Source organism: Pantoea allii (assembly GCF_002307475.1).
Classification (GTDB): Bacteria; Pseudomonadota; Gammaproteobacteria; order Enterobacterales; family Enterobacteriaceae; genus Pantoea; species Pantoea allii.
In genome coordinates, this window is record NZ_NTMH01000002.1 from 45,945 (window position 1) to 63,233 (window position 17,289).

A 17,289-nucleotide genomic window follows, 5' to 3' on the forward strand; every position below is an offset into this window, starting at 1 on the left:
AAGAGGCTTCATGTTGTCTATGTCAGGTTGGCGTATACTTTTTTATAAATTACTGAATTTACCCCTGTCGTTTCTGGTAAAGAGTAAGGCCATTCCGGCCGATCCCGTATCCGAACATGGGCTGGACCCAACCCGGCCTATTATGTATGTCCTGCCTTATGATTCAAAGGCCGATCTCCTGACTTTGCGCGCGCAGTGCATCAGGCACGAGCTGCCCGATCCGCTTTCGCCGCTGGAGATTGACGGGGCCTTGCTGCCGCGTCATGTTTTTATCCACGATGGCCCACGCGTGTTTCCCTATTTCGTGCCCAGCGTCGAGTCGGTAAAAATCTTCCACGAGTATCTCGATCTGCACCGCAGTAACCCTGAGCTTGATATCCAGATGTTACCGGTTTCCGTCATGTTCGGCCGCGCACCCGGCCGGGAAGTGCAGGGAGAAGATAATCCGCCTCATTTACGTTTGTTAAATGGGGTACAAAAATTCTTTGCTGTGCTCTGGCATGGTCGCGACAGTTTTGTGCGCTTCTCGCCAACCGTTTCCCTGCGTCGGATGGCGACTGAACACGGTACGGATAAATCAATTGCGCAAAAGCTGGCCCGGGTCGCTCGTATCCACTTTGCCCGTCAGCGTCTGGCGGCGGTCGGTCCGCGCCTGCCTGCGCGTCAGGATTTGTTCAATCGCCTGCTGCAATCGAAAGCGATAGAAAAAGCGGTAGAAGACGAAGCCCGCAGCAAGAAGGTTTCGCATGAAAAGGCCCAGCAAAACGCCGTTGAAATGATGGAGGAGATTGCCGCCAACTTCTCCTACGAAGCGATTCGCGTCACGGATCGCGTGATGGGTTGGCTCTGGAGTCGACTTTATCAGGGCATCAACGTCAACGGCGGTGAGCGCGTTCGTCAGCTGGCTCAGGACGGTCATGAAATTGTTTATGTGCCCTGCCACCGCAGCCATATGGATTACCTGTTGCTGTCTTACGTGCTGTATCACCAGGGGCTGGTCCCGCCGCACATCGCCGCCGGTATTAACCTGAACTTCTGGCCTGCCGGGCCGATTTTCCGCCGTCTGGGTGCCTTCTTTATTCGCCGGACCTTTAAAGGCAACAAGCTCTATGCCACCGTCTTCCGTGAATACCTGGGTGAACTCTTTACCCGTGGCTATTCCGTGGAGTACTTCGTGGAAGGGGGCCGTTCACGTACCGGCCGGCTGTTAGATCCGAAAACCGGCACGCTGTCCATGACGCTGCAGGCCATGCTACGCGGCGGCACGCGCCCTATCACGTTAGTGCCTATATACATCGGTTACGAACATGTCATGGAAGTGGGCACCTATGCGAAAGAGCTTCGCGGTGCCACGAAAGAGAAAGAAGGCTTCATGCAGATGGTGCGCGGCTTACGTAAGCTGCGCAATCTCGGTCAGGGTTACGTGAACTTTGGCGAGCCGCTACCGCTGATAAATTATTTGAATAAGCACGTTCCTGAATGGCGCGATGCTATCGATCCTATTGAAGCACAGCGTCCCGGCTGGTTGACCCCGGCGGCGAACGATATCGCGGCCACCATCATGGTGCGTATTAACGAAGCTGGCGCGGCGAATGCCATGAACCTGTGCGTTACCGCTCTGCTTGCTTCGCGTCAGCGCTCTTTGACCCGCGAGCAGTTGATTGAGCAACTGGAGTGCTATACCCAGTTGCTGCGCAACGTGCCCTACTCGCCGGATGCCACCTTGCCCGACATGTCTGCCGAAGCCCTGCTGGATCATGCGCTCAGCATGAACAAATTCGAGAGTGAAAAAGACAGTATTGGTGACATTATTATTCTGCCGCGCGAGCAGGCGGTACTGATGACCTACTACCGTAATAACATTCATCATATGCTGGTCATGCCGTCGCTGATTGCGGCGATTGTGCAGCAGCATCGCAACCTGAGCGAAGCCGAACTGCTGCGTCAGGTCAGCCTGATCTATCCCATGCTGAAGAGCGAGCTGTTCCTGCGCTGGAGCCATGATCAGCTGCCGCAGCTACTGACTAACTTATGTCAGGAACTGACGCGTCAGGGGCTGATTACCGTTGAGGCAGGTCTGTTGTCGTTTAACACCGCGCGTTACCGTACGCTTCAACTGCTGGCCGCCGGTGTGCGTGAGACGCTGCAGCGTTACGCCATCACCTTCTCGATTCTTAGCGCCAAGCCCACCATTAACCGGGGCACGCTGGAAAAAGAGAGCCGTACCCTGGCGCAGCGCCTGAGCGTGTTGCACGGGATCAATGCGCCGGAGTTCTTTGATAAAGCGGTGTTCTCCTCACTCGTGCTCACGCTGCGTGATGAAGGTTATATCAGCGACAGCGGTGATGCCGACGTGGCGCAGACGCTGGCGACCTGGCACATCCTGGCTGACCTGGTCACCAGCGATGTACGCATGACCATCGAAAGCGCCGTGGCGCACGATTAGCGGATCAGTGAAGACGAAAAAGGCGACCTTGCAGGTCGCCTTTTTTATTCGCGTTTAAACACCACCCTCAAACCTGCATTAACGCATCCTTCCGTCTGCAGGCTGGCAGGCGTGGCTCGCCGCGCCTGTTACAGCAGTTGTAAGAACGGCGGCGTATTCATCAGCACGCCCAGAAACAGAACCAGTCCCACATAGTTGTTATTCAGGAAGGCGCGGAAACAGGCCTGACGATCGCGCTGCGCAATCAGCTTTTGCTGATAAACAAATAACCCACCAGCCAGTAATAGCGTCCAGTAAAACGCGCCGTTCAGATCCAGCATCGTCCCCACCAGCGCCATCAACACCAACGTAGACAACTGCAGCAGACCAATAATCAATTTGTCGTAGCGACCAAACAGTATCGCCGTGGACTTAACGCCTATCTTCAGGTCATCCTCGCGATCAACCATGGCATATTGCGTATCGTAGGCCACCGTCCAGCAAATGTTTGCCAGGAATACCAGCCAACAGACCAGAGGTAAGGACTCACTAACTGCTGCCCATGCCATGGGGATCGCCCAGCCAAAGGCCGCGCCTAACACCACCTGGGGCAGATGCGTATATCGCTTCATAAACGGATAGACCCAGGCCAGCGCCAGGCCCACGACCGAGAGCATAATGGTCATCAGGTTCATGCTCAGTACCAGGGCAAACGCAATCAGCCCCAACACCACAAACAGCATTTTGGCTTCTTTCGCCGTCACGGCACCGCTTGCCAGCGGCCGGTTCCTGGTGCGCTCAACGTGCCCGTCTACCTTACGGTCGGCATAATCATTGATCACACAGCCCGCAGCGCGCATCACAAAGACACCCGCGACAAACACCGCCAGTGTCGGCAGCGGTGGGATGGTCATCTTTGCCAGCCAGAGTGCCCACAGCGTTGGCCATAACAGCAGTAAAGCACCGATCGGTTTATCGATTCGCATCAGGCGGCTGTAAGCCTGCCATTTCGTCATTTTTTGTGTGTTTTGCACAGGTCAAACCCTTAACCTTGATCACGATAGACCGGCGATGCCGGTAAAAACAGTTCCGTTAACAGTAGCGGCTTACCCGACAGCCGCAGCCGGGACCGGCGTCCCCAGAGCGTTTCAACGCTGCCAGGCTCAATAAAATCGCGGGTAAGCGTTGAAGAGGAGAACAGGTAACGTCCCAGAGGTCGCGTACCGAGTTGCTGTAACATGGTTTCCGGGCCGTTGAGGGTACTTTCAGGCACCAGCGTGCGTCCCGCCAGCCACGGCTGCTCATCTCCGTAGAGAATCACTTCACGCAGCCAGAAACGCTGGTCTGCAGGTAATAACGCGCCTTCGTCGCCTAATTCGTCAGCATCGATAAAGCCTTCGCGTACAGGTTCCACCCTGACCTTCTGGCAATGCTGTTCGAAACGTCGCGTCATGGAGTCCTCCTCCATCAGCCAGTCACGAAGCGGTTGCGTAAATGCGGCATCGTCCAGCGCCAGCCAGGTGAGTGAACGTAATAAACGGAGCGGGTCTTGCGTCATGGCACTTTCCCCCAAAAATTTTCAGAGAGGTAGTTTAGCGCAGAGCGATACGAGGAACACCGTCCTGAATGCTGACGGCTTCGTTACTCGCGTTTAAGCCGGTTACTGTTTGCCAGCCACAGGGTGATAACCAGCACCAGGATGGCCGCGGAATAACATAACGTATCAATGGGATTTTTATGGTCGACGATAATCAGCCTGATGATGGCGGTAATCCCGATGTACACAAAGTAGCGTAAAGGGAAATGGTAGCCCGACTGGAAGTACTTCACGATGAGTGCAATAAATTCGAAGTAGAGAAAATAAATCACAATGCCGTCAATCAGCAGGTAGGACGACGCCTGCTCACCGGTGCTAAACAGGACATTGGCTAAGTGGACTGTCTCTTTGCCCAAAAACACCATCAAAATCACCGCCAGGATCAGCAGTCCCGCGTTCAGTACCCACTGCATCAGGCGCGCAATCTTCTGTGCTACCGGGTTTTTGTCACTCATCTCACGCCTCAAAAATTAAATGGGGTTTTATTGGCGCTATCATGCGTGAGTGTGACCTAAATCACAATATAGCCGTCAGGCTTACCGCACCCGCAGCCTTTCCGCCTCCCAATGTGACATGAGCAAGGCTTATCAATGAACGCCATAACCCCAGAAAGATCAAGATCATAAAGCAAGAACAGCGCGGGTGAGGATGGATGTTTTCACGCACATCGCGTGCCAACTGCGGCCGTTGCTACGCCTGACGCCGGTTATCCCCTTATGACTGCCTGGTTGATTCCACCTGTTGGTAAAGCCTGTCATCCCTTTTTCACATGTGAGGGCTACATTGACTCGGTTTTGGCGACCGAATGATCCAGACCAGGTTTTAGCCCGACACCGTTCAGCTCTACGCATTCACTGCCTTATGTAGCGGTATTGCCTGTATCGACTGGCGGCTAATCAGGCGAAGCGCCAGCGCATAAGACGCGATGCGGCCGGGAAAAGGCATTTAACCCACTCCGTTTTCGCAGAAAAGTTTGTGTGTACTTACAATCAAAAAAGCTATTGATAAACCTTGATATTTCACGATGAGCGAAACAATAACGCTGCATCAGACAACCCAATAGTGCCCTGTTAAGAGTACCGACGCGCACAACCTAAGCCACAGTAAGGAGAACAGCATGAAAACGATTCTGGTGATTCTGGACGGCCTGAGTCATCACGTGGCACAACACGCTATGGGCTACCTGCATGCAGAATGTGCCCATGGCAAAGGCCATTACTACAGCCTGAATTGTGCGCTGCCTTCGTTGTCACGTCCGCTGTATGAGTGCATTCTGACCGGCGTCGCACCGGTGGAAAGCGGGGTTATTCATAACGATGTCAACCGCATGAGCCACGAACGCAGTGTGTTTCACTATGCGCGTGACGCCGGGCTGACCACCGCCGCCGCCGCTTACCACTGGATAAGCGAACTGTATAACCGCACGCCCTTCGAACCGGCCCGCGATCGTCACACGGACGCCCCGACGCTGCCTGTTCAGTTTGGGCACTTTTACTCCGACGACGGCTATCCCGATTCCCACCTGTTTGAAGATGCCGAAAGCCTGCGGTTACGTTACAACCCGGACTTCCTGCTGATTCATCCGATGAATATCGATCATGCCGGTCATCAGCATGGCCTGTCTTCTGCCGCGTACCGCAACAGGGCGCGCATGGCAGATGGTTATCTGTCACAGTGGATGCCAGGCTGGCTGGCAGAAGGCTATCAGGTCATGGTTACCGCCGACCACGGCATGAACGATGACCGTTCGCATGGTGGCATGTTGCCAGAAGAAACGACCGTTCCCCTGTTTGTATTTGGTGAAGGCTTCTCGCGAAAGGCCGGGCTGGCCCCGCAACAAACCGAACTCTGCGGCATCCTGTGTTCGCTGCTCGGCGTCACACATGATAAGTCGGTCCATCGCGCCTTGCTGGCGGGTTCAGCGTCCTGACGTTAACGCGCTGAAGACCGGGCAGAGAACGTACAGGTTTCCACATTCCCGCCGCGCGGGGTCATCATGAACCGCAGCGGCACCTCACCCTGGACAGACGGCGGCCGTCTTCCGCTTCAGTGCTGTTAAAACGGGCGGCCTCGTCTTGTCTGTAGCCAGTCTTTCCACCGTGGATATTCGTTCAGTCCTGTCTCAGGCGTGCGCAATCAGGAAGGTGAGCGACGTGCGCCGGGTTGGATTTATCCATGCAGATCAGTAGAGTAGTCTACATTTAAAGATGTCGACATTGCGCAGGTTGCTTAAAACACTGAAAAAAATTGCGCAGCGTCCGGTAGCCACGTTCTCAGATTGCGCTTTCCATCAGGCTGGCAATCTGCACCGCCTGAAGCCTGATGGTTGAGGAGCGACTATACGTGTTAACCCTGCTTAACTTACTCTCTGCCGTTGCGCTTCTGGTATGGGGCACACATATTACCCGCTCCGGGATTATGCGCGTGTATGGTGCCGATTTGCGCCGGGTACTCAGCCGCAGCGTGGAAAAGAAACCCATGGCGTTTCTTGCCGGCGTTGGCGTCACCATGCTGGTGCAAAGCAGCAATGCCACCACGCTACTGGTGACGTCATTCGTTGCTCAAAACCTGGTGAGCCTGACGCCTGCGCTGGTGGTGATATTGGGGGCGGATGTCGGCACGGCCATTATGGCGCGCATCCTGACGTTTGATCTCTCCTGGCTTTCACCGCTATTTATCTTTTTCGGCGTGGTCTTTTTCATCAGCCGCAAGCAAACCCGGGCCGGACAGCTCGGCCGCACCAGCATTGGTCTGGGACTCATCCTGCTGGCACTGCAACTGATTGTCGAAGCCGCCAAACCCATTACTCAGGCATCCGGCGTACAGGTACTGTTCTCCAGCTTAACCGGTGACGTGATGCTGGACGCCCTGCTCGGGGCCGTCTTTGCCATTATCAGCTACTCAAGCCTGGCGGCGGTGCTGATTACGGCCACGCTCACCGCAACCGGCGTAATCGCCTTTAAAGTAGCGCTGTGTCTGGTGATTGGCGCTAACCTTGGCAGCGGTCTACTGGCCGTCATCAATGGCAGTGGTTCCAACGCAGCCGGTAAACGCGTGGCGATGGGCAGCCTGCTGTTCAAGTTGATTGGCTGCGTGATTATTCTGCCCTTTGTCGATCCGCTGGCAGTGTGGCTGGATAAGCTGCCGGTAAATGACGAAGAGCTGGTGATCTTCTTTCATGTCTTCTACAACCTGATTCGCTGTGTGGTGATGGTGCCGTTTGCCGACGCCATGGCGCGCCTGTGTTGCCGACTGATCGCTGACGATGCCGAAAGCGAGACGACGCTGAAGCCCAGGCATCTCGACAGCAGCGCGCTGGATACGCCAGCACTGGCGCTGGTCAATGCTGCACGTGAGGTGTTGCGCATGGGGGATGTGCTGGAGCAGATGCTGGATACGTTTCTGCAAGTGGTGCGTGGAGAAGCCCGGGCGGAACGCAGGGTACGGCGGCTGGATGATGACGTGGATGTGCTGTATACCGCCATCAAGCTTTATCTGGCGCGCATGCCCAAAGAGGACTTATCCGAGCAGGATTCCCGCCGCTGGGGGGAAATCATTGAAATGTCGCTGAACCTGGAACAGGCAGGCGATATCATCGAGCGCATGAGCGGCGATGTGGCCGACAAATCCCTTGCCGCGCGACGCACCTTTTCGCCAGAGGGGCTGAAAGAGCTGGAAGCATTACATGAACAGCTGATTGATAGCCTGCGGCTGAGCCTGTCGGTTTTTCTCTCCCACGACGTCACCAGCGCGAAGCGGCTGCGCCGCGCCAAGCACCGTTTCCGCCTGAAAATACGCCGCAATTCCCACTCCCATGTTAACCGCCTGCATCAGCAGAACGTGCAGAGCATTGAAACCAGTTCGCTGCATCTGGGGTTGCTGGGTGATATGAAGCGGCTGAACTCGCTGTTTAGCGCGGTAGCCTACACGGTGCTGGAGCAGCCTGATGATGAGCGGGACGACGATTAACATGCGGGGGCCGTTTGGCCCCCGCGAGGTCAGTTTCGCCCGCACAGCGTTACTTTTTTTTCTCGACCGGTTTGCCCGACCAGTAACCCGCAAGCAGCGAACCGGACAGGTTATGCCAGACGGAGAACAAGGCACCCGGCAGCGCAGCCAGTGGGGAAAAGTAGAGTTTGCCCAGCGTTGCAGCCAGTCCGGAGTTTTGCATGCCGACTTCCAGCGCCAGCGTGCGGCAGGTGGACTCATCGAAGCCAAACAGTTTCCCGCCCCAGTAACCTCCCAGCAGGCCAATGGCATTGTGCAAGATGACCGCAGCAATCACCATCGCCCCCACTGATCCAATAAAGCTCTGGCTGCCCGCCACCACGGCACTGATGATCAACAGAATACAGATCATGGAAAAGGCCGGAAGATAAGGCTCGATCCGGCGTACCACGCTGTTCATGGTGTGATGGATGATCAAGCCTAACCCGATAGGGATCACGACGATCTTCACGATGCTCATTAACATCCCCGCGACATCAACCTGAATGTGCGTATCCACATAAAGGCGCGTCAGTAACGGCGTGGCAAACACGCCTACCAGCGCCGACACGGAAGAGATCGTGACGGAAAGCGCCACATCGCCCTTAGCCAGATAAATCATCACGTTAGAGGCGGTGCCGCTGGCAACGCTGCCAACCAGAATCATGCCTGCAGAGAGATCGGGCGGCATATGAAACAGCTTAGCCAGTGCCCAGGCCGCCAGTGGCATCACCAGATAGTGTAAAAAGGTCCCGGCGATTACCGGCGCCGGGCGCGTCAGTACGCGTTTAAAATCGTCAATATTCAGCGTCACGCCCATGCCAAACATAATCAGCATCAGCAGATACACCACCCACGGACCGATGCCAAGAAAGGTCGTGGGTGAGTAGTAGGCAGCCGCAGATAACAGGACGGCCCACAGAGGAAACAAGCGAGTTAAGGTGGCGAGCATGAACAGACATCCTTATAAGCAAGTGAGGGATTACTGTGAAAGAACGCGTTGCCGTTCAGCAGCTGGTCATTAAAAAGCCGGACAATGTCCGGCTTCAAACTTATCCTGGCGATGCGCTTATTCAAACAGATTGTGATGCAACGTGCGCACCACGCTTTCAGCATCATTGCCCGGCACCAGGAAGCAGAGGTTATAGCTGCTGGCACCGTAACAGATCATCCGCAGGTTGAAAGGTTCGAGCACGCCGAAGACCTCTTTCCCAACCCCGCAGGCTTTTGACAGCTCGTTGCCGATAATCGCCACCAGCGCCAGGTTTTCTTCCACCTCGACGCGACACAGTGACGACAGTTCCGTCAGCAGCGCCTGGCTCAGCAGATTGTCGCCCGTTGAGGTTGAACCGGTGGTATCCAGCGTTAACGCAACGCTGACTTCAGACGTGGTGATGAGATCCACTGACACGTTGTGACGCACCAGAATATTGAACACTTCAGACAGGAAGCCTGGCGTGTGTAACATATTCAGGCTGTGCAGCGTCACCAGGGTTTGCTTGCGACGCAGGGCCAATGCACGGAACAGCGGGGGATTGGCTGTCTCATTGCAGACGCGCGTGCCGCCCGCTGCCGGATCTTTGCTGGAGCCGACAAACACCGGGATGTCGCTACGAACGGCAGGCAGCAGGGTTGCAGGATGCAGCACTTTGGCCCCAAAGGTGGCCATTTCTGCCGCTTCCTCAAAGGTAATTTCATCAATACGTTTAGCCGCAGGCACCACGCGCGGGTCAGTGGTATAGATGCCCGGTACGTCAGTCCAGATATCCACGCGCGACGCTTTTAACGCTTCACCCAGCAGGGCCGCCGTGTAATCACTGCCGCCGCGACCGAGCGTAGTGGTGCGCCCTTTTTCTTCGCTGCCGATAAAGCCCTGGGTCACCACCAATGACGCCGCAATACGCGGCTGCAACTGCGCGCTGACCTGTTCCGCCAGAACGGCCACATCCGGCTCAGCACGGCCAAAACGGTCATTCGTGCGCATCACTTTGCGAACATCGAACCATTCAGCATTCACCTGGCGTTCACGCAGGATCTCGACGAACAGTAAGGTCGACATCAGTTCGCCATGGCTGACCAGCTCGTCGGTTAAGGCGTTAGAGGTGGCCAGCGCGGCCGCGTCTGACAGCATGCCGATGTTGTCGATCATTCGGTCGATTTCGTCGCGAATAACGTCAGGATGTTGCAGGCGATCGATGATGGCATATTGAATGCGGCGGATGTCATCAAGTTGAGCCGCACGCTGCGATGTCTCCTGACCTTCTGCAAGGGAGACCAGCAGATTCGTGATGCCGGCAGAGGCAGAGAGCACCACCAGCCGGGTATTGCTGTCCTGCAATACCACATCGGCGCTACGGTTCATGGCATCGAAATCGGCAACGCTGGTACCGCCAAATTTCGCTACATTCAGATTCAGAGACATTGTATGACCTCGTGTCAGGGTACGTTGCCCTCACCCGTTGACGGATGAGAAACAGTAATTCAGCCTAAGCACAAGGAAAGAGCAGAAACGGGCAGACAAGATCGAATAGACGAGTCACCCAGAAGCGCTCCACCTTGCAAAACGTCCGACTGTGGACGTTTCTGGTGACAACCCAGAGGATTCAGCCCCTGTAGCCGACAGGCAACACACCGTGTGTTGACCACCTCGGCGTCGCTCCCCCTGATGTGTTATCTCCGGATACGGTTCCTCCAACACACTGCCTGGGCGACGCGCCTCTTCTGGCTTGCGCACAGGTGCGCAAGTAGCGCGCATAGATTTATCGATTTCTGCCCCTGCTGTCAATCACCGTCGTGGGACAATTTTTCATGCAGAGCGCACCGGATAACAAATTTCGCCTTATCGCAGCGACTACAGTGCTTAATGGCTTCAGCAAGGCCACCACTTTCTGATGCGGCACAAAGTATGCGGGCCGCCAATGCGCCATACTTTTCAGCCTTTCTCCCATGGGATCAGACTGAAATTTAGCGGCATTATCCACCGTGAAACAGACGGTTTTCATTACCGTGCCATTATGGCGCAGACAAAATTTTCCTTTCAGTTGCAACTGTGGTCATACTGAAATGCTAACCGGGTACGATGCGACCCCGATGGAATGACGGTTCTTAATATCAACAAGAGTGTTGCCATGAAAAATATCAATCCGACCCAAACCGCAGCCTGGAAAGCGCTGCAAGAGCACTATGAACAGATGAAAACGGCAAAAATTGCCGACCTGTTTGCCCAGGATGCCGATCGTTTTGCTAAATTCTCAGCCACCTTTGACGACCAGATGCTGGTGGATTTTTCCAAAAACCGCATTACCCAGGAAACTCTCGATAAGCTTCAGGCACTGGCAAAAGAAACCGATTTAAGTGGTGCGATTAAATCCATGTTCTCCGGTGAGAAGATTAACCGCACTGAGGATCGCGCCGTGTTGCACGTCGCGCTGCGCAACCGCAGTAATACGCCGATTATTGTTGATGGCAAAGATGTGATGCCTGAAGTCAACGCCGTGCTGGAAAAAATGAAAGGCTTTTCAGAACGCATTATCGGCGGTGACTGGAAAGGTTATACCGGAAAGCCCATCACGGATGTCGTTAACATCGGTATCGGTGGCTCCGACCTCGGCCCGTTTATGGTCACTGAAGCGCTGCGTCCGTATAAAAACCACCTGAACATGCATTTTGTGTCCAACGTTGACGGCACGCACATCGCGGAAACGCTGAAAGATCTCAGCCCTGAAACCACGCTGTTCCTGGTCGCCTCTAAGACCTTTACCACGCAGGAAACCATGACTAACGCGCACAGCGCACGTGACTGGTTCCTGAAAACCGCCAGCGATCAACAGCACGTTGCTAAGCACTTCGCGGCGCTTTCCACCAACGCCAAAGCGGTAGGTGAATTTGGTATTGATACGGACAACATGTTCGAATTCTGGGACTGGGTTGGCGGTCGCTATTCACTGTGGTCAGCAATCGGCCTGTCGATTATCCTCTCCATTGGCTTCGATAATTTTGAGCAGTTGCTGAGTGGCGCCCACGCCATGGACAAGCACTTCTCAACGACGCCCGCAGAACAGAATATTCCGGTACTGCTGGCGCTGATCGGGATCTGGTACAACAACTTCTTCGGTGCCGAAACAGAAGCCATTCTGCCGTATGACCAATATATGCATCGCTTTGCGGCCTATTTCCAGCAGGGAAATATGGAGTCGAACGGTAAATACGTTGACCGTGCAGGTCAGCCTGTCACCTACCAGACAGGCCCGATTATCTGGGGCGAACCGGGCACGAACGGCCAGCACGCGTTCTACCAGTTGATTCATCAGGGAACCAAACTGGTGCCGTGCGACTTTATCGCACCGGCAGTGAGTCACAATGCGCTTGCCGATCATCACCCTAAACTGCTCTCTAACTTCTTTGCCCAGACCGAAGCGCTGGCTTTTGGTAAATCGCGTGACGTGGTGCAGAAAGAATTTACCGATGCCGGCAAATCTGCGGAATCGGTGGCGCACATCGTGCCGTTTAAGGTTTTTGAAGGTAACCGGCCGACTAACTCCATTTTGTTACGCGAAATCATCCCATTTAGCCTGGGTGCCCTGATTGCCCTGTATGAGCATAAAATCTTCACCCAGGGTGCCATCCTGAATATCTTTACCTTTGACCAGTGGGGCGTTGAACTGGGTAAACAGCTGGCGAACCGTATTCTGCCAGAGCTGGAAAATGACAGTAATATTACCAGTCATGACAGCTCCACTAATGCCTTAATTAATCGCTACAAGAGCTGGCGTTAAATTTCCACAAGCACAAAAAGGCGGCTATTTAGTCGCCTTTTTCATTGCATGGCGCTGAGTGCAACCCGCTTTTAATCTGAAAAGCCCGCAAACGGATTGGATAATTCTTAAAATAGGCTGAGGCAAATCTGAAGATGACAGGTGTTTGAATATGACAATCTTATTAAAAATGGACCTAAATCAGCACACAGAACATTCTTACCTGTTGTTTTATAATGCTATTTAATTTATTCATGCGTGAGGAAATTCCGATTATTCTCATTCCGTACCAAACAATACTAAATAAGTAGAAACCGCTTTGCTTTCTCCCTGTTCGCAGACAAATATTCGGCCTTTTAAGACAAACTCACGGCTTTAAAATAAGTTAACGCTAAATTTACTTAATTTAGCCCGTTTTTTGCCCTGCATTTCGACAGGTTTTTACGTTACTGAACTCTGGTATTTTGTTGCCCTATACTGGACGCGCCCGTAATGGGTCTGTCCTTCGACTTTGCGGCAACGGTTCATTTGTTGTGCAGAATTGTCGGATAGCAATCCTTCATTCACTCAATGTAGGTGTTGTTATGAAAAAACGCATGATTGCCGGTCTGGCATTACTCATCGTAGCCGTCTCTTCCAGTGCGTTTGCCGCGCCGGAAGAAGCAGGTGCTGCAGCGGGCGCACAAGCGGGCACTATGTCCGCAGGTACGACTACCGCTGTGGGTATCGGCGTGCTTGGCGCGTTAGTAGGACTCGGTGTTGCCGCTTCTGGCGGTGGTGACGGGGCAAATACTGGTACAACAACCACAACCACAACGGGCACCACACGTTGATGGGTACCCTGCTCCTTCGGGCTGTAGCAAGGCTGCGAACGCGCATATCACGATTCATTTGCGCAAGTTAATGAGTCGCTATCAGGACGCCACCGCGTCGGCGGCCTGAAAGAGTAAGGGTACGGGAGCTTTAAACATAACCACACTTTCGTGTGGTTATTTTTACTTTGGCATCATTTATCAGGGACACACTGTGCGCCAACTTCCTCTGCTGCTCGTTTGCCTGCTGCTGCAGGCCTGTACACAAACGCAAAAAGGACTCGAACAAACCGTGATGATGGCCATTGAAGGGCCAGATGACGTCACCGTTACGCCTCAGCAGATTGATAATCTGCCCTATGCCAGCCTGTATGCCCGAATCAATGACGGTCCACGCATTTTTGTCGTGTTGGGTTATAACGAAAACGGTCAGCAAAAGTGGGTGACGCGCGATCAGTCCATGCTGGTCACCGCACACGGCAGACTGATTAAAACCCTGGGCTTGCCTGATAACCTGACAAGCGTCAGCAATCTCCAGCAAGACCCGCTGGCAAAAGGCCTGCACATTAGCAATGGTCAGCGCTGGACGCGGATTGTTCAGTGGACCGTTCAGGGCAACGTTCATAGCGGTACCCTGAGCTCAACCTTTGAGCGTGGCGACGATGAGGTGCTGAATATTGCGGGAAACCGCATTGCCTGTCGCGTCTGGCATGAGCAGCTGCATATCGACAGCCTTAACCGCGAGTGGCAAAACACGTTCTGGATCGACAACAGCAGTGGTCAGGTGGTGCAATCCCGACAGATGCTGGCTGCCGATACTTTCCCTGTTGATATCACCATTCTGAAGCCGGCAAAATCATGAAAAAAATAACACTATTGTTGGCAGGAGTGAGCCTGCTCACCAGTCTGGGTGCGCAGGCCGCAGGCCAGGTCACCGTGCATGCGCCCCATGATACGAACAGCGTCCAGGTCAATCAGGTAGAGAACCTGGCCCAGTTGGTGACTCAGCCCGCACTGATGGCACAAACAGACTGGCGTCGCGCCGTCATTGCCGAATACGGCGCGACGGCAATAGCACAACAACAGTATCAGCAGACACTGGCGCAGCTACGTGCCTGGCGTGCTGACAGCAGCGGAGAACAAGCCGCCGCCATTGATGCTGTGATACGTCAGTTAAGCAGCATCAAGGTGACCGGGCGGCAGTTCACGTCACTGGACCCCGACTGGATTCGCCTGCACCCAATGGATAACCGCCGCCTGGAAGGCCGTTACGATCTCTATCTGACCCAGCCCAGCACCAGCGTCCTGCTGTTTGGCCCCATCGCGGGGGCCGGTGCTGTGAGCTGGCAACCGGGTAAATCAGTGCGGGATTACCTGAGCGATCACCCGCTCCTGTCTGGTGCAGAACGCAACATCGCGATTGTGATTGCGCCGGATGGTACGACGCAGGAAGCACCCGTCGCTTACTGGAATCACCGCCACGTCGAACCCGAACCCGGCAGCATCATTATGACGGGCTTTTCGTCATGGAGCCTGCCTGGCGCGTATGAAGACCTGAATAGCCGCCTCGTTTCTGTTCTGACTCACCGGATACCAGACTGATGAAAAAACGTTATCTTCTCAGCCTGTTGGCTGTTTCTGTGGCAAGCGCCTGCCAGGCACATGCGGAAATGTATGCGGCCCCGGTAACGCCTTCGCAGTCTGATTTTGGCGGTGTGGGCCTGATGCAGGTGCCTACCGCGCGTATGGCGAAAGAGGGCGAATTCAGCCTGAATTTCCGTGATAATGACCAGTACCGCTACTATTCGGCTTCGTTACAGCTGTTCCCCTGGCTGGAAACCACCGTGCGTTATACCGACGTGCGGACCCGGCGTTACAGTGCGGTGGAAAGCTTCAGCGGCAATCAAAGCTATAAAGATAAGGCCTTCGACCTGAAGCTGCGACTGTGGCAGGAAGGTTACTGGCTGCCGGAGGTGTCATTTGGTACACGCGATCTGGGCGGTACCGGTTTGTTTGACAGTGAATATCTGGTCGCCACCAAAGCCTGGGGCCCCTTTGACTTTACGTTGGGGATGGGCTGGGGCTATCTGGGCAACAGCGGCACCGTCAAAAACCCCTTCTGTTCCTACAGCGACAGCTACTGTCAGCGTCCTGGCGTCGGTCAGGCGGGATCGATCAACGGCTCGCAGATGTTCCATGGCCCTTCCGCCGTGTTCGGCGGAATCGAATACCAGACGCCGTGGCAGCCGCTGCGCCTGAAGGTGGAATACGAAGGTAACGATTACAAGGATGATTTTGCCGGACGCCTGCCACAACGCAGCAAGGTCAACGTGGGCGCGATCTATCGCCTGACGGACTGGGCAGATATCAATGCCAGCTATGAACGCGGCAACACCTTTATGTTCGGCTTTACTATCCGCACTAATTTCAACGATATGCATCAGGATCATATCGACAGTCCGAAGCCTGCTTACCAGCCGAATCCGCAGCCTAAACTGCTGGAGACCACGGTCACCGGTAGCCAGCTGTCTGAACTGAAGTCTAACGCTGGCCTGGCAGGGCCAAAAATTCAGACCAAGGGCAGCACGTTATACGTCTCGGGCGAGCAAACCAAATACCGCGATACGCGCGAAGGCGTGGATCGCGCAAATCGTATCATCATGAATAATCTGCCGGACGGTATTGAAACCATTAACGTGACGGAGTCGCGTTACAATATGCCGCAGGTCACCACGGAAACCTCTGTTGCCAGCCTGCGCAATGAACTGGGTGGTTATCCGTTAGGGCATGAGCAGCCGTTACAACAGGTCCGCAAAAATCCTGTTGATCCGGACCCTACTGAGCAGGGCATGTTTATTCGTAAAGAGCGCCTGAGTTACAGCCTGTCGCCGGTACTGAACCAGTCGGTGGGCGGCCCGGAAAGTTTCTATCTGTACCAGGTCGGCGTGATGGGCAATGTCGATTACTGGCTTACCGATCATTTTCTGGTCGGCGGTAGCCTGTTTGCTAACGTGGCGAATAACTACAACAAGTTTAACTACAACGGCGCGCCTGCAGATTCAACGCTGCCGCGTGTGCGTACGCACATTCGCGACTACGTTGAGAACAATGTTTACGTCAACGATCTGCAAGCCAACTACATGGATTATCTGGGCAATGGCTTCTATGGTCAGGTTTATGGCGGCTATCTGGAAACCATGTATGGCGGCGTAGGTGGGGAAGTGCTCTATCGTCCGGTTGACAGCAACTGGGCCGTTGGGGTGGACGCCAACTATGTGCGTCAGCGTGACTGGGATGACATGATGAGATTCACCCGTTACGAGGCACCTACCGGTAACCTCACGGGCTACTGGCGTCCCTGGTTTATGCAGGATGTCCTGGTCAAAGCCAGCGTCGGGCAGTATCTGGCGAAGGATAAAGGCGTCACCATTGATGTGTCCAAACGCTTCGACAGTGGCGTGATGGTGGGCGTTTATGCCACTAAAACCAACGTGTCATCACAGCAGTATGGTGAAGGCGACTTTACCAAAGGCTTCTACATCTCTGTTCCAATGGATCTGTTTACCGTTACGCCAACCCGTGGCCGTGCGCAGATTAACTGGGTGCCGCTCACCCGTGACGGTGGTCAGATGCTGGGACGTAAGTACCAGCTGTACGATATGACCTCGGACCGTGACGCCCGGTTTAACTAACAAAAAGGCAGCCTTTTGGCTG

The 17,289-nt window shown here is 54.5% G+C and carries 13 protein-coding genes and 1 riboswitch; of the genes, 8 read left to right on the forward strand and 5 right to left on the reverse strand.

What is annotated here, in order from left to right:
• Positions 1-19: 19 nt before the first annotated feature.
• Positions 20-2,446 carry a glycerol-3-phosphate 1-O-acyltransferase PlsB gene (plsB, locus tag CMR03_RS00640; protein WP_096010471.1) on the forward strand — a complete coding sequence of 809 codons (2,427 nt, stop codon included), beginning with the start codon at positions 20-22 and terminating at the stop codon, positions 2,444-2,446.
• A 128-nt stretch (positions 2,447-2,574) separates the two neighbouring features.
• Here plsB and ubiA read toward each other — a convergent pair whose 3' ends face one another.
• The 3 genes from ubiA to psiE form a co-directional block, all read right to left on the reverse strand.
• Complete coding sequence (gene ubiA / locus CMR03_RS00645; RefSeq protein WP_096010472.1) at positions 2,575-3,459, reverse strand: 4-hydroxybenzoate octaprenyltransferase; 885 nt, start codon at positions 3,457-3,459, stop codon at positions 2,575-2,577.
• An 11-nt stretch (positions 3,460-3,470) separates the two neighbouring features.
• Positions 3,471-3,983: a chorismate lyase gene (gene ubiC / locus CMR03_RS00650; RefSeq protein ID WP_063877979.1), complete on the reverse strand. Its 513-nt coding sequence runs from the start codon at positions 3,981-3,983 to the stop codon at positions 3,471-3,473.
• Between the two features lie 83 nt (positions 3,984-4,066).
• The gene (psiE, locus tag CMR03_RS00655) at positions 4,067-4,477 is read right to left on the reverse strand and encodes a phosphate-starvation-inducible protein PsiE (protein WP_063877978.1); all 411 of its coding nucleotides are present in this window, start codon (positions 4,475-4,477) and stop codon (positions 4,067-4,069) included.
• A gap of 662 nt (positions 4,478-5,139) precedes the next feature.
• Between psiE and CMR03_RS00660 the strand changes: the two genes are divergently transcribed.
• Positions 5,140-5,952 (forward strand): alkaline phosphatase family protein, encoded by an 813-nt coding sequence (locus CMR03_RS00660; protein WP_096010473.1) that lies wholly within the window; start codon positions 5,140-5,142, stop codon positions 5,950-5,952.
• A gap of 413 nt (positions 5,953-6,365) precedes the next feature.
• A complete protein-coding gene (locus CMR03_RS00665) occupies positions 6,366-7,991 on the forward strand; it encodes a Na/Pi cotransporter family protein (protein ID WP_063877976.1) in 1,626 nt (541 codons plus the stop codon).
• Positions 7,992-8,040: 49 nt separating this feature from the next.
• Here the strand turns inward: CMR03_RS00665 and panS are convergent, their stop codons facing one another.
• Positions 8,041-8,961, reverse strand: coding sequence for a ketopantoate/pantoate/pantothenate transporter PanS (gene panS / locus CMR03_RS00670; RefSeq protein WP_096010474.1), 921 nt, complete (start codon positions 8,959-8,961; stop codon positions 8,041-8,043).
• 117 nt (positions 8,962-9,078) lie between these two features.
• A complete protein-coding gene (lysC, locus tag CMR03_RS00675) occupies positions 9,079-10,431 on the reverse strand; it encodes a lysine-sensitive aspartokinase 3 (protein WP_063877974.1) in 1,353 nt (450 codons plus the stop codon).
• Between the two features lie 114 nt (positions 10,432-10,545).
• A riboswitch (Lysine riboswitch) is annotated at positions 10,546-10,738 on the reverse strand.
• Positions 10,739-11,137: 399 nt separating this feature from the next.
• Between lysC and pgi the strand changes: the two genes are divergently transcribed.
• The 5 genes from pgi (at position 11,138) to CMR03_RS00705 (ending at position 17,267) form a co-directional block, all read left to right on the forward strand.
• Positions 11,138-12,784 carry a glucose-6-phosphate isomerase gene (pgi, locus tag CMR03_RS00685; RefSeq protein WP_096010475.1) on the forward strand — a complete coding sequence of 549 codons (1,647 nt, stop codon included), beginning with the start codon at positions 11,138-11,140 and terminating at the stop codon, positions 12,782-12,784.
• A gap of 563 nt (positions 12,785-13,347) precedes the next feature.
• A complete protein-coding gene (gene yjbE / locus CMR03_RS00690) occupies positions 13,348-13,596 on the forward strand; it encodes an exopolysaccharide production protein YjbE (protein ID WP_063881076.1) in 249 nt (82 codons plus the stop codon).
• A 193-nt stretch (positions 13,597-13,789) separates the two neighbouring features.
• On the forward strand, positions 13,790-14,437 hold the full coding sequence (locus CMR03_RS00695) for a YjbF family lipoprotein (protein WP_063877971.1): 648 nt from the start codon (positions 13,790-13,792) through the stop codon (positions 14,435-14,437).
• Complete coding sequence (locus tag CMR03_RS00700; protein ID WP_063877970.1) at positions 14,434-15,177, forward strand: capsule biosynthesis GfcC family protein; 744 nt, start codon at positions 14,434-14,436, stop codon at positions 15,175-15,177. Before CMR03_RS00695 ends, CMR03_RS00700 begins: the two co-directional genes overlap by 4 nt.
• Positions 15,177-17,267, forward strand: a complete 2,091-nt coding sequence (locus CMR03_RS00705) for a YjbH domain-containing protein (RefSeq protein ID WP_063877969.1) — start codon at positions 15,177-15,179, stop codon at positions 17,265-17,267. The genes CMR03_RS00700 and CMR03_RS00705 overlap by 1 nt, the downstream gene beginning before the upstream one ends.
• The last annotated feature ends 22 nt before the right edge of the window (positions 17,268-17,289 follow it).

Excerpts from the sequence above, each read along its gene's own strand:
- plsB (WP_096010471.1), top strand. The coding sequence starts at position 20 with ATGTCAGGTTGGCGTATACTTTTTTATAAATTACTGAATTTACCCCTG.
- ubiC (WP_063877979.1), bottom strand. The coding sequence starts at position 3,983 with ATGACGCAAGACCCGCTCCGTTTATTACGTTCACTCACCTGGCTGGCG.
- psiE (WP_063877978.1), bottom strand. The coding sequence starts at position 4,477 with ATGAGTGACAAAAACCCGGTAGCACAGAAGATTGCGCGCCTGATGCAG.
- CMR03_RS00660 (WP_096010473.1), top strand. The coding sequence starts at position 5,140 with ATGAAAACGATTCTGGTGATTCTGGACGGCCTGAGTCATCACGTGGCA.
- panS (WP_096010474.1), bottom strand. The coding sequence starts at position 8,961 with ATGCTCGCCACCTTAACTCGCTTGTTTCCTCTGTGGGCCGTCCTGTTA.
- lysC (WP_063877974.1), bottom strand. The coding sequence starts at position 10,431 with ATGTCTCTGAATCTGAATGTAGCGAAATTTGGCGGTACCAGCGTTGCC.
- pgi (WP_096010475.1), top strand. The coding sequence starts at position 11,138 with ATGAAAAATATCAATCCGACCCAAACCGCAGCCTGGAAAGCGCTGCAA.
- yjbE (WP_063881076.1), top strand. The coding sequence starts at position 13,348 with ATGAAAAAACGCATGATTGCCGGTCTGGCATTACTCATCGTAGCCGTC.
- CMR03_RS00700 (WP_063877970.1), top strand. The coding sequence starts at position 14,434 with ATGAAAAAAATAACACTATTGTTGGCAGGAGTGAGCCTGCTCACCAGT.
- CMR03_RS00705 (WP_063877969.1), top strand. The coding sequence starts at position 15,177 with ATGAAAAAACGTTATCTTCTCAGCCTGTTGGCTGTTTCTGTGGCAAGC.